This is a genomic window from Herbaspirillum sp. SJZ099 (genome assembly GCF_007828355.1).
Classification (GTDB): Bacteria; Pseudomonadota; Gammaproteobacteria; order Burkholderiales; family Burkholderiaceae_D; genus Herbaspirillum.
This window is the reverse complement of sequence record NZ_VIUO01000009.1, coordinates 51,923-64,085: the sequence shown is the minus strand read 5'-3', so window position 1 is coordinate 64,085 and position 12,163 is coordinate 51,923. Positions and strand designations below refer to the sequence as shown.

The following is a 12,163-nucleotide window of genomic DNA, read 5'->3' as shown; positions in this document are numbered from 1 at the left end:
CCCTAGGCCGGCTTCCTGTTCCAAACCGGGAAATGGCCTTCGATGGTCGCCATGGCGGAAATGATGGCCTGGTAGGTGGCGTCGTTGTCGAAGCCCGGCAGGCGCGCCTTCATGGCGTCCATCAATGCATCCAGCCCTTCGGCGTCATTGGGGACGATGATGCCCTTGGCGCCTGCGCCGCCGTCGCCGCCGATGATCCATTGCGGCAGCGGCAGGAATTCGTCGCTGATGACGATATCGACCCGGTTGACAGCGCTCCAGGCCACGCCTTCGCGCTTGAGGCCATTGACGGTGGTGCGGATTTCCTCGTCGTCGAACTCCACGCTGATCTTGCGCGCCTGCTGCGCGGCCAGCTTGGCCGGGCTGAGTTCGGCCGCTCCTGGCGCGTGCACTTTCCAGCCGGTCTTGCGCTGTTTCGACGGCGCGACGCGATGCTTGATCTGCTGGCCGAACGCGAAGGCGGCGCCGAACGACAGGCCGGCCAGCAAGCCGTAGAACAGGCTGGCGTCATGCGTCATGTAGTGGATACCGGCCCACAGGGCCAGGCCGAAGGCGGCTACCAGGCCGAGGATGGAAAGCGGCAGGGGCGTGGTTTTGGGGGCGTCGTCGGCGTCGGACATGATCGGAATCGGCAAGAGTGGCGGGAAATGGGGCGAATGGTAACCCGTCCCGGCCGCTGTGCGCCATGCGGCGATGCGCATTTATTCCCGGAAACGTTCGGGGAAGCCCCCGGTAAAGCCGCCTGGCTTGGTACAATCCCGTTTTTGAGCGCCAATCCTTATTTGCTATTTGTTCCCATGATCGACATCCAACTTCTCCGTAAAGACATCGACAATGTGGCTGCCCGTCTGGCGGCACGCAAGTTCGTCCTCGACGTCGCCGGTTTTAACGCGCTGGAGGCCGAGCGCAAGCAGATCCAGACCCGCACTGAAGAATTGCAGGGCAAGCGTAACAGCCTGTCCAAGCAGATCGGCATGTTGAAGGGCAAGGGCGAAGACGCCTCGGCGGTGATGGCGGAAGTCAACGGCATCGGCGACGAACTGAAGGCTTCGGCGGCGCGCCTGGACGAGGTGCAGCAGCAGATGAACGCCTTCTTGCAAGCCGTGCCCAACCTGCCGCACGAGTCGGTGCCGGTGGGCAATGACGAATCCGGCAACGTGGAGGTGCGCAAGGTCGGAACGCCGCGCGCCTTCGACTTCGAGGTCAAGGACCATGTCGATGTCGGCGCGCCGCTGGGCCTGGATTTCGATACCGCGGTCAAGCTGACCGGTTCGCGCTTCTCGGTGATGAAGGGCGGCATCGCGCGCCTGCATCGTGCGCTGGCGCAGTTCATGCTCAACACCCACACCGGCGAGCACGGCTACACCGAGTGCTATACGCCTTACATCGTCAATGCCGATTCGCTGCGCGGCACCGGCCAGTTGCCCAAGTTCGAGGCCGACCTGTTCGCCGTCAAGAAGGGCGGCCAGGAAGGCGAGGCGGAAAACGCCGCGCTGTACCTGATCCCGACCGCCGAAGTGCCGCTGACCAACCTGGTGCGCGAGGAGATCGTGGCCGGCGACACGCTGCCGCTGAAGTTCACCGCGCATTCGCCATGCTTCCGTTCCGAGGCCGGCTCCTACGGCCGCGACACCCGCGGCATGATCCGCCAGCACCAGTTCGACAAGGTGGAAATGGTGCAGATCGTGCATCCGGAGAAGTCGTACGAGGCGCTGGAAGAGATGCTGGGCCATGCCGAGGCCATCCTCAAGAAGCTCGGCCTGCCGTACCGCGTGATCACGCTGTGCACCGGCGACATGGGCTTTGGCGCGGCCAAGACCTATGACATCGAAGTCTGGCTGCCGGCGCAGAATACCTATCGGGAGATCTCGTCGGTGTCGAACTGCGAGGCTTTCCAGGCGCGCCGTATGCAAGCCCGTTTCCGCAATGCCCAGGGCAAGCCTGAGCTGCTGCACACCTTGAACGGCTCCGGCCTGGCGGTCGGCCGTACCCTGGTGGCGGTGCTGGAGAACTACCAGCAAGCCGACGGCAGTGTGGAGATTCCGGAGGCGCTGCAGCCTTACATGGGCGGCATCACCAGGCTGGCGCCGGGCGCCTGACCGGGACTGGTGGGATATCGATGGAGCACGGCCGACCTGTAATGGGTCGGCCGTTTTTACATTGGCGTTGCCGTCATGGCGGGTGCAGGGCCGGTGAAAACGTTCTCGCCGGCGGCGTGGCTAGCCGCCGTCATTGAGTGCCCAGGAGAACGCCATCGGGATGCGGCGTTCGATGAACAGGCTGTTGCCGGGCGTCTTCTTGGCCTGTTTCTTGGCCCGGGTCGCTGCCGAGGCGATCTGGTGCGGCGAGGAGTACTGGGCGGGTTCGATCTTCACCGCCCCCAGGGAAATGCTCACCAGCGGATGCAGCACGCGGTTGCCCTGGCGGTCTTCGCTGAAATAGCCGCCGCGTTCGCGGTCTTCGTCGTAATAGAAGGCGCCGGATTCGGCGGTGAAGTTGTCCAGCATGGCGCGGCAGCGCCTTTCCCAGTCCTCGCTTTGGAACATGATCAGGAAGTCGTCGCCGCCGATATGGCCGATGAAGTCATGCTGCGGGTCGCAGCCTTGCTGCAGGATGCGGCCGGTGAGCTGGATCATGTCGTCGCCCTTGCGATAGCCGTAGACGTCGTTGAAGGGCTTGAAGTGGTCCAGGTCGCAATAGCAGATGCAGAACTCGACCCCGCTTTGCAGCAGGTATTCGATGTGGTCGTTGATCGGCACGTTGCCCGGCAACTGGGTCAGCGGGTTGGCGTGGCGTGCGGCGTCGATCTGCATCTGGGTGATTTCGCGCAGCAGGTCGTGGCCGGTGCCCAGGCCCACGTACTGGCCGCGGTCGGTGATGATGAAGCCGTTGGACAGGTGGTGCGACTCGGCCTGCACCAGCAGGTTGGACAGGTCCTGCAGGCTGGTGTCCTGCTCGGTCAGGATGGGGTTGGGATCCATGAAGAAGGCGCAGGACTTCTTGCCGTAGAGCTCGCGGCCGTACAGGCGGGCGAAGCGCTCGACCATGCTGTAGCGGTTGATCAGGCCGATCGGCAGGCCGTTGCTGACCACCGGCAGCGCCTGCAGTTGCGGATCGTTGACGAACATGTCGTAGGCGTGGTCGTTGGTGATTTCCGGCGTGACGTAGCGGGTTTCGCGCAGCAGCTTGAAGACGGTGGCGCTGCGCTTGCCGGGACCGTATTTGTTGGCCGCCAGCGGCACCTTGTCGCGGCGCAGGGTCTTGGTGACATCTTCCGAGATCGATACCGGCGGCTCGGCCATCGGGCGGGCAATGTGGTAGCCCTGGCCGCAGGCGATGCCGAGGTCGCGGATGGTCAGCAATTCGGCCTGCGACTCGATGCCTTCGGCGATGACGATGGAGCCGGATTTCTCGGCGATCTCCTGGATCGAGCGCACGAATTGCAGCTTCATCGGGTCGTGGTTGATGCCTTGCACGAAGTGCATGTCGATTTTGACGTACTCGGGCTGCAGCTCGGACCACAAGCGCAGGCTGGAGAATCCTTCTCCGAGATCGTCGATGGCGATCTGGAATCCCATGTCGCGGTAATGCATGGCGGCATTGCGCAGCAGGGCGTAGTCATAGGTCGGTTCGTTTTCGGTCAGCTCGATGATGATGCGCTGCGGGTTGACGCCCAGGTTCTCGAGGTAGCGCAGGGTTTCGCCCTGGATCGCCTCGGGCTGCATCAAAGCCCCGGGGGTGACGTTGAGGAACAGGTTGCCGGGCAGGCCGGATTGGGCGAAGCGGGTCAGCACGATATGCCGGCACAGGTATTCCATCTGTACCGAGAGGTTGTGCGTGCGCGCCACCTTGAACAGGGCCAGCGGGGAGTGCAGCGGGGTGTTCGAGGGCCCGCGGATCAGGCCTTCGTAGCCGAGGATCTCGCCATTGCGCATGCGTACGATCGGCTGGAACAAGGCCGTCAGCTTGCGCTGGGCGATGATTTCATGCAGCAGCGACAGCATCTGGTCGTCGGCGTTCGGCGGCAGGCTGCCGGCGGCGCGGGCGATCAGCTCGGCCGCTTCGGCGTCGAGCGGAAAAGAGGCATTGGAAAGAGGCGCCATTTGGCTGATCCCGGTATGAAATTGTTCCTGAGAACCTGTCCGGAACCTCGTCGGCTGCCGCAATGCCCCCTCAGGCGGTTTGCGGCGCCGCAAAGCCGCGCCGTGCCGCCGGCCGGGCTGGGTTTTGCGCCTTGCCCCCCATCCTGACACGGCATCGGTTCGACTTCCGTGAGATCCCGAAAAATTTCTAGTTGTGGAAAATAATTTACGGATGCTAGAAGCGATTTATGACAAGACGATGATATGGAAGCGCAAGGGCAACGTTTTTGCATGAAAAAAACTGAGGCTTGGCGTTTGACGCGGCGCTAGTCCTGCGCGCCGGGAGAAGGTGGGGCGAAAATGACGGAGCGGCAATACGCTGGGGGAAATAATTTTAGAGGGATGTTCCTTTCTTAAAAAACTTCTGCTATAGTTGCGAGCTTTGCTGCTTCACGCAGTAAATCGACCGAAGTTAACCGGAGAGGTGGCAGAGTGGTCGAATGTACCTGACTCGAAATCAGGCGTACGGTTTCCCGTACCGTGGGTTCGAATCCCACCCTCTCCGCCAGTTAGCTTGCAGGTTGGAAGCAAAAGTAAGGCCCTGACATCCTCAGGGCTTTATTTTTATGTGCGCCGGTTGCGCTGTTGCCGCCGTCGGCGCGATGGCATTCCGATATGCCGGTATCGCAGCCCTCAAGGGGGATGGACTGCGGCGCCGGCTTTCAGCATCGCCTCCGGTGCGCCGGCGTCTCGAATCGGGCTCCATGCATCGGCGCCTGCCTGCGATGTGTTTTTATCCCCGCTCATACGATCTTTTGTTTATTGCTTGATCGGCCTTGTTGTATTCCTGAAAAATCGCAAGCCTTTGAAGCAGGCCAAAGAAATGTCCTTGACTCGACTGTTCCGGCTGATCTCCATCGCGTTGCTGATGTTGTTTTTGGCGTTGGCGGTATCGCTGGTATGGATTGAGTGGAACATCTACCGGAGCAGCACCAATACCATCCCGGCCTTGAAGCGGTTTCGTCTGGGCCTGATTGCGATGGAGCAGGTATCGATCGAGCGCGGGCCCTCCAATGCCTTCATGGGCGCACGGGACGACGAGCGCGCGTTGCTTTACCGGCGCCTGCAGGCGGCACGGTCGGCCAGCGATGCGGCCCTGGCCGATCTGCGCACCGCCCTGGAAAAGGATCCGGCGCAACATAATTCCAGCATTCTGAAGAAGATCGGGAGGGTGCAGCAGGCCATGGGCCCGGCCCGCGCCGCAGTCGACCGCATCGGCCGGCAACCGCAGGAAAGGCGCAGCCATCCCGAGATCGTGTCCGCAGTCAAGGGCATGGTGGATGTGATCCCGATGCTGGTGCGGATAACGGGGGAACTGGTCGATACCGTCGACCTGGCCGATCCCGATTTGCGCGACGGCCTGTCGGGGGTACGCGCGGCAGCCAGCTTGCGCGAATATGCCGGGCAGGTGGGGTCTTGTTTCACTGCTGCGCTGATCACCCATCGCAGGCTCAACCCGGATGAGGTCATCGAGATCGGCCGGCTTTACGGGCGGATCGAATTGCTGCGTTCGCTGCTGGGCGCGCGGCTGGCTTCTTATTCGTCGCAGCCGCAATTCGTGCAGGGACTGGCCAATCTGGACAGGCAATATTTCGACGACGGCTTCCAGTTCATCGACCACCTTTTGCAGGTGGGCCTGAAGTCCGGGGATTACGGCATTACGCCGGCCGAACTGGCGGCGCGCTACGTGCCGCGGATGAAGGCCATCTTCGATTTGCGCGATATCATCCTGGACGACCTGATGGCCCGGGCCGAGCACCGCAACCTGCAAGCGCGTAATTTGCTGGCCCTGGTCATCGGATTGACCATCGTTGCCTGCCTGTTCTTCCAGTTATTGATGTACATGATCCGCAAGCGCGTGGTGAGCCCGTTGGTCGCTGCCACCGACCTGGTGGTGGGGCTGGCCGATGGCAAGCTGGGGCTGGAGATTCCCGCTGCCAGGCATGATGACGAGATCGGCGGCATGATGCGGGCATTGCGCGTGCTGAAAGAACGTATTCTTGAGCGCAACAGCCTGGCGCGCGAACGCGAAGCGCTGATCAGCCAGTTGCAGACGTCATCCAACACCGATTTCTTGACCGGTCTGTTGAACCGGCGCGCCTTTTTTTCCGATGGCGAGCAGCAGATGCGCGCGGCGCAACGTTATCGGCGCAACTTGTCGGTGGTGCTGTTCGATATCGACCATTTCAAGCGCATCAACGACAGCTACGGTCATTTGTCCGGCGACGCCGTCTTGCGTGGTGTGGCGCAAATCGCCGCGCAATTGCTGCGCAAGGTGGATGTGCTGGCGCGTTATGGCGGAGAAGAGTTCATCGTGCTGTTGCCGGAGGCGGATATCGGCAAGGCTGAAACGGTGGCGCAGAAGTTGCGCGCGGCGCTGGAGGCGAAGGAGTTCGATCTCGATGGCGGCCAGCGCATCAGCATCAGCGCCAGTTTCGGCGTGGCGGCATTGGGTGCGGGACATAGCCTGGAGCAATTGATCAAGCTGGCCGATACCGCGCTGTATTTGGCCAAGGAGCGCGGCCGCAACCGGGTGGAAGTCAGTATTTGATGGCGGACCGGGACGCGGGCGGCCACGGGCGCTGATCTCACGAGGGGCGCAAAATATTTGGCGGGCCGGAGTTGACTCCGGTTTTTTTTGCGGCATATTATGTTCGCGTGAACATTGATTTTGGACGGCAGGGCGCAAGCATTCAAGAAAACCCCGCCGCGGCGGGTAGAACACGATTCCGATCAAAGGAGACAGCCATGATCACGCTAGGGCAGGTTTCGCAATATCAGGACGAAGGTTGGCTGGTGGTGCCCGGCCTTCTCAACGACATCATGCGGCAGCGGATGAAGGATGCGCTGGCGCAGTGGGTGGAGCAATCGCGCAAGGTCAGCGACCATACCGACGTATTCGATCTGGAGCGTGGCCATACCGCCGCCGATCCGCGTTTGCGCCGCATCAAGCAGCCGCACAAGAACCATCCGGTGTTTGAGGAGTTCATCCGTTCCAAGCCGGTGCTGGAAGTGCTGGAAGCCTTGTTGGGGCCGGCTTTCCGGCTGCAAAACTCCAAGCTCAACCTGAAGTCGCCGCGTTTTGGCTCGCCGGTGGAGTGGCATCAGGACTGGGCTTTTTATCCGGCCACCAACGATGACATCCTGGCCGTGGGCGTGATGCTGGACGATACCTCGCTGGAAAACGGCGCCATGTTGGTGGTGCCGGGGTCGCACAAGGGGCCGACCTACGACCACCATGATGCCGATGGCCGTTTCTGCGGCGCGCTCGACCCTAACCAACCCGGGCTGAATCTCGACCGGGCGGTGCCTATCGTCGGCAAGGCGGGTTCGGTCTCTTTCCACCATGTGCGGGCGATACACGGTTCGGCGCAGAATCGTTCGTCCATGTCGCGCAATTTCCTGCTCTATGAAGTTTGCGCGGCCGATGCCTTTCCGCTGATGGGCGTGCCCGATTTCGACGATTTCAACAGCCGGCTGCTGCAGGGCGAGCCGACCATCGTGCCGCGCTTTCGCGATGTGCCGGTGCGCATGCCGTTGCCGCCGGCACTGAACCAGGGGTCGATCTACGAAAACCAGTCGGCCAGCGGCAAGCGTTTCTTCGAACAGGTGGAGGTGCCGCAGCAGGCGGCCGGTACCTGAACCGGCCCTTGCGTTTCATTCCGGGGCGGCACATCGTCCCGGCACGAACCTGGCGCAGCCGATCCAAGCCGGCTGCGCCGGAGGGACGAACTTTTTTGCAGAGGCAAACACCCATGCAAACGTTTCGCGTGTACCAATCGTTATGGGCCATGGAGCGCCGTCGCCCGGATGGGCAGGAATGGACGCTGGAACAAAAGCTGTCCATGATCCGCGACGCCGGTTTCGACGGCGCCGGCGTGCGCTTTGCTGATATCCAATACGCCCGCACCGTCACCGCGTTCCTGCGCGAACATGGCATGAGCTGGCAGGCCCAATGCTATCCGCGCACGGTCGATGAATTGAAGCCCATCATCGAACATGTGCAGGAGCTGGGCGCCGACCACATCAACCTGCAGGCCGATGTGCGGCCCTACACGCTGCAGGAATGCATTCCCTACATCGAAGGCTGGCGCCGGCTGGCCGAGGACGCCGGTATCGCGCTGCATATCGAGACGCACCGCGACCGCATGACCACCGACCTGCTGTTCACCCTGCATCTGCTGGACCGCTTCCCGGACCTGCGGTTGACGGCGGATCTTTCCCACTATGTGGTGGGGCGCGAGTTCGCCTGGCCGATTTCCGCGGAAAACCATGCGCTGATGCACCGGATCATCGATAACGCCTGGGGCTTCCACGGCCGCGTCGCCAGCCGCGAGCAAATCCAGTTGCAGCTGGAATTCAAGCAGCACCGGCAATGGCTGGAGTTGTTCATGGGCTGGTGGGAATACGGTTTCAGGAGCTGGATGGCGCGCGCCGGCGACGACGCGGTACTGACCTTCCTGTGCGAACTCGGCCCGCCCGAATATGCGATGACCGGCGCCGACGGCTATGAGCTGTCGGACCGTTGGGAAGAGGCGCAATTGATGATGCGCATGGTGCGCGAACGATGGGCGCGCTGCGTTTCGGAGCAGGCCAGCGCGCCAGCCATGAACATGCGCAGGCGCGCCTGACGCGCCACTGAGCAAAGCGAATTTACCCAGGAAGCAGCAGGAAGGAGCAACGACGGCGCAGTACATCCCATCGCAGGAAAGACAGGGCCAGTGCCGGACACACGATAAAACAGCCGGCCGGCGCGTCAAGCGCCGCATGCGCCCGTCACCCAACAGGAGACAGACACATGAATACAATCGCAGGTACCCGGGCGCACCCGGTGAACCCCGGCCATGCGCAGGCGCCCGGCCAGGCCTCGACATCGGCGGAGAACCTGAGCGCGGCAGAGATCCGGCAACGCAAGATGGCGCTGCGTTCGTCGGTCATCGGCACCGCGCTCGAGTGGTACGACTTTTTCCTTTACGGCACGGCGGCGGCGATCGTCTTCAATGTGCTGTTTTTCACCAAGCTGGATCCGATGATCGGCACGCTGGCCGCTTTCGGCTCTTACGCGCTGGGGTTCGTGGTGCGCCCGCTGGGCGGATTCGTGTTCGGCCACATCGGCGACAAGATAGGACGCAAGAACGTATTGGTGGTCACGCTCATGATGATGGGCTTGTCCACCACGCTCATCGGCATCCTGCCGACCTATGCCAGCATCGGCATCGCCGCGCCGATTCTGCTGACCTTGCTGCGGCTGGTGCAGGGCTTCGCCGCAGGCGCCGAGTTCGGCGGGGCGGTGACCATGTCGGCCGAATATGCCCCGCCCGACAAGCGCGGCTATTACGCCAGCTGGCCGGGCGTCGGCGTGGCGCTGGGCGTGGTGCTCTCGGCGGGTGCCTTCGCGCTGGTGCGCATGATGCCGGAGGCCGACTTCATGAGCTACGGATGGCGCATTCCTTTCCTGCTTTCCGCGGTCGGCCTGGCGGTGGGGATCTATATCCGCCTGTTCGTGCAGGAGTCGCCCACCTTCGAAAAGATGAAGCAGCGCAAGGCGGTGGCGAAGGCGCCCATCAAGGCGGTCTGGCAGGAGCAGAAGCGCAGCCTGCTGATTGCCATCGGCGCGCGCTTTTCGGAGAACACGGCGGGCTATATCTTCCAGGTGTGGGCCTTGTCGTATCTCACCGCCCAGCTCAAGGTCGAGGCCAGCGTCGGCCTGATGGCGGTGCTGATCGGCGCGGGCATCGGAGCCTTGCTCAATCCGTTTTGGGGAGCGCTGTCGGACCGTGTCGGCCGGCGACCAGTGTATATCCTCGGTATCCTCGTGATGATACTGGGCGCCTTCCCGTTTTTCTGGATGCTGGAGACGCGGGAAACCCCGATGATCATCGGCGCTTTCGTGATGATGATCGTGTTCGGGCTGTATCCGATGTTTTCGGTGCAGGCGGCTTTCTTCGCCGAGTTGTTCCCGCCGCGCATGCGCATGAGCGGCATCTGCTGCGCGCGCGAGCTGTCTTCGGTCATCACCGGCGGCATGGCGCCGGTGATCGCCACGGGCCTGCTGGCGTATTACGGCGGCAGCTATTACCCGATCATCGGCTACATCATGTTCATGGGCGGGGTGGCGCTGGTGGCCTTGCTGGTCGCGCCGGAGACGCGCGGCATCGTGTATGACGAGGAGCAATAGCGCGCGCAAACCGGCAGGGCAATGGAAGCGGCCGGTGCGGTCAAACGTTGGCCGCACCGGCCGTTTTGCCTGAATGGCAATGGCACTGGCAGTGGATCAGGCGCTTTCGCGTTCGACGATGGAATAGCCCAGATCGCATATCGGCTGGGCTACGCCCTGGCCGTTCAAGCGCGCCAGCAGCATTTGTCCTGTGGTCAGGCCGATCTGGTGGCCGCTGATTTGTACCGTAGTCAGCGCCGGCGTGACTTCGGGGGCGATCTCAAGATTGGCGAAGCCGGCCAGCGCAATCTGCCCGGGCACCTGGATGCCGCGCCGGATGCATTCCATCGCGGCGCCGGCGGCGATGACGTCGTTGCTGAAGAAGACAGCATCGACATCGGGGTGCTCCCTCAGCAGCAAGCCGATCGCTTCGCGCCCGGCATGGAGGAAGGAGCCCAGCGGGATCTTGATATGTATCGGCTCCTGCGCGCCCTGCGCCAGCACGGCCTCGCGCATTCCCGAAAAGCGCGCCATGCCGCGCGGATCTTCGCCGCCGATGAAGGCCATGCGGCGGTATCCCTTGCCGGTGAGGTAGTCGCCCATGGCGCGCCCGGCGGCATGGTTGTCGAAGCCGACCAGCATGTCGATGGGGCGTTTGGTCAGGTCCCAGGTTTCCACTACCGGGATGCCGGCTGCCTTCAGGCGCTGGCGCGTACGGGCGGTATGCTGCACACCGGTCAGCACCAGGCCGTCGACGCGGCGGCCGATGAAGGCTTCCACCAGGGCCGTCTCGGCCGTTTCAGAATAATTGGTCTGCCCCAGCAGCAACTGGTAACCCTGTTCGCTGAGCTTTTCCGACAGTCCGCGCACGGTCTCCGCGAAGATCGAGTGGCTGATGGTGGGGACGATGGCGGCGACGATGCGGGTGCGGCGCGAGGCCAGTCCGCCGGCCAGCATGTTGGGGATGTAGCCCATGCTGGCGATGAAGGATTCGACCTTGGCGCGAGTCTCGGGAGAAACCTTTTCCGGCGTATTGATCACGCGCGATACCGTGATGTGCGACACGCCGGCGGCGCGGGCAACGTCTTCCTTGGTGATGGCGCGCACTGGCGCGGGGGCGGCTGTCTCGGTATTCGGTTTTCTTGTCATTGGCTGGATTCGATTGCAGATCCGGATGGCGGGATATCACGCCTCTTTACACACCTTGTTGTCACGCCTATTTGTCGCGTCTGTCTTGCGCCTATCGATGAAACGGATTCCAGCATAACAGCATGGCTTGCCGGAATCAGTTGCGGAAAACCGCAGTTTGCCGCCAGCCGCAATGTCAGTCGCGGTCGTTGAAGGCCGAGATGTGCGACACCTGGAACACGCCGGACAGCGATTGCAGTTCGTTGCGGTGCAACTGCGCCAGCCGTTGCAGGTATTGCTCTCCCAGGTCGGTCAGGCGCACCTGCACCAGGCGTTTGTCGCGGTCATCCGGCGCGCGCGTGACCAGGCCGGCTTTCACGCAACGGGTCACCAGCGCCACCACGCCATGATGCTGGGCCTGCAACCGTTCTGCCAGCTCGCTGATGCTGGCCCATTCGCGGCCGGGGAATCCTTTGATGTGCAGCAGCAGCAGGTATTGCAGCGGCGTGAGGCCTTCGCTTTGGGCGGCATCTTCGGAAAATCGCAGGAAGCGGCGCAATTGGTAGCGGAAGTCGGAGAGCGCTTCGAAGTCTTCCTTCTGCAGGCGGGATGCGCTTTTCATCGGCGGCGCCCATGTCCTGCGGGCATGGAGTCTGTGGTGCGCATGCGCGGCAAGGTAGCCGCATGGCAGGTAGGATCAGACATAAATATCATCTTATGATGTAATTGCGGTTTG

At 62.5% G+C, this 12,163-nt stretch carries 9 protein-coding genes and 1 tRNA gene; 6 read left to right on the top strand and 4 right to left on the bottom strand.

Annotated features, from left to right (window positions below):
* Positions 1-2: 2 nt before the first annotated feature.
* On the bottom strand, positions 3-620 hold the full coding sequence (locus FB597_RS17145) for an anaphase-promoting protein (protein WP_141915959.1): 618 nt from the start codon (positions 618-620) through the stop codon (positions 3-5).
* Positions 621-797: 177 nt separating this feature from the next.
* Between FB597_RS17145 and serS the strand changes: the two genes are divergently transcribed.
* Entirely contained in the window at positions 798-2,099 is a 1,302-nt protein-coding gene (gene serS, locus FB597_RS17140) for a serine--tRNA ligase (RefSeq protein ID WP_141915957.1), read from the top strand.
* Positions 2,100-2,219: 120 nt separating this feature from the next.
* Here serS and FB597_RS17135 read toward each other — a convergent pair whose 3' ends face one another.
* Complete coding sequence (locus tag FB597_RS17135; protein WP_141915954.1) at positions 2,220-4,103, bottom strand: GGDEF domain-containing protein; 1,884 nt, start codon at positions 4,101-4,103, stop codon at positions 2,220-2,222.
* Positions 4,104-4,560: 457 nt separating this feature from the next.
* On the opposite strand from FB597_RS17135, the gene FB597_RS17130 reads away from it, so the two are divergent.
* The 5 genes from FB597_RS17130 to FB597_RS17110 all read left to right on the top strand — a co-directional run bounded on the left by FB597_RS17130 (position 4,561) and on the right by FB597_RS17110 (position 10,320).
* Positions 4,561-4,650 (top strand) — tRNA-Ser (locus FB597_RS17130).
* 315 nt (positions 4,651-4,965) lie between these two features.
* Positions 4,966-6,693: a diguanylate cyclase gene (locus tag FB597_RS17125; RefSeq protein WP_141915952.1), complete on the top strand. Its 1,728-nt coding sequence runs from the start codon at positions 4,966-4,968 to the stop codon at positions 6,691-6,693.
* Between the two features lie 197 nt (positions 6,694-6,890).
* Positions 6,891-7,784 (top strand): phytanoyl-CoA dioxygenase family protein, encoded by an 894-nt coding sequence (locus FB597_RS17120; RefSeq protein ID WP_141915949.1) that lies wholly within the window; start codon positions 6,891-6,893, stop codon positions 7,782-7,784.
* A 113-nt stretch (positions 7,785-7,897) separates the two neighbouring features.
* Positions 7,898-8,773 (top strand): sugar phosphate isomerase/epimerase, encoded by an 876-nt coding sequence (locus tag FB597_RS17115; RefSeq protein WP_141915946.1) that lies wholly within the window; start codon positions 7,898-7,900, stop codon positions 8,771-8,773.
* A 167-nt stretch (positions 8,774-8,940) separates the two neighbouring features.
* On the top strand, positions 8,941-10,320 hold the full coding sequence (locus tag FB597_RS17110) for an MFS transporter (protein ID WP_141915944.1): 1,380 nt from the start codon (positions 8,941-8,943) through the stop codon (positions 10,318-10,320).
* A gap of 96 nt (positions 10,321-10,416) precedes the next feature.
* On the opposite strand, the gene FB597_RS17105 is transcribed toward FB597_RS17110, so the two are convergent.
* Positions 10,417-11,448, bottom strand: a complete 1,032-nt coding sequence (locus FB597_RS17105; protein WP_141915942.1) for a LacI family DNA-binding transcriptional regulator — start codon at positions 11,446-11,448, stop codon at positions 10,417-10,419.
* 175 nt (positions 11,449-11,623) lie between these two features.
* A complete protein-coding gene (locus FB597_RS17100) occupies positions 11,624-12,049 on the bottom strand; it encodes a MarR family transcriptional regulator (protein ID WP_141915939.1) in 426 nt (141 codons plus the stop codon).
* Positions 12,050-12,163 lie beyond the last annotated feature (114 nt).

Bases quoted from the DNA above. Each gene is read 5' to 3' on its own strand.
- FB597_RS17145 (WP_141915959.1), bottom strand. From the start codon at position 620: ATGTCCGACGCCGACGACGCCCCCAAAACCACGCCCCTGCCGCTTTCC.
- serS (WP_141915957.1), top strand. From the start codon at position 798: ATGATCGACATCCAACTTCTCCGTAAAGACATCGACAATGTGGCTGCC.
- FB597_RS17135 (WP_141915954.1), bottom strand. From the start codon at position 4,103: ATGGCGCCTCTTTCCAATGCCTCTTTTCCGCTCGACGCCGAAGCGGCC.
- FB597_RS17125 (WP_141915952.1), top strand. From the start codon at position 4,966: ATGTCCTTGACTCGACTGTTCCGGCTGATCTCCATCGCGTTGCTGATG.
- FB597_RS17120 (WP_141915949.1), top strand. From the start codon at position 6,891: ATGATCACGCTAGGGCAGGTTTCGCAATATCAGGACGAAGGTTGGCTG.
- FB597_RS17115 (WP_141915946.1), top strand. From the start codon at position 7,898: ATGCAAACGTTTCGCGTGTACCAATCGTTATGGGCCATGGAGCGCCGT.
- FB597_RS17110 (WP_141915944.1), top strand. From the start codon at position 8,941: ATGAATACAATCGCAGGTACCCGGGCGCACCCGGTGAACCCCGGCCAT.
- FB597_RS17105 (WP_141915942.1), bottom strand. From the start codon at position 11,448: ATGACAAGAAAACCGAATACCGAGACAGCCGCCCCCGCGCCAGTGCGC.
- FB597_RS17100 (WP_141915939.1), bottom strand. From the start codon at position 12,049: ATGAAAAGCGCATCCCGCCTGCAGAAGGAAGACTTCGAAGCGCTCTCC.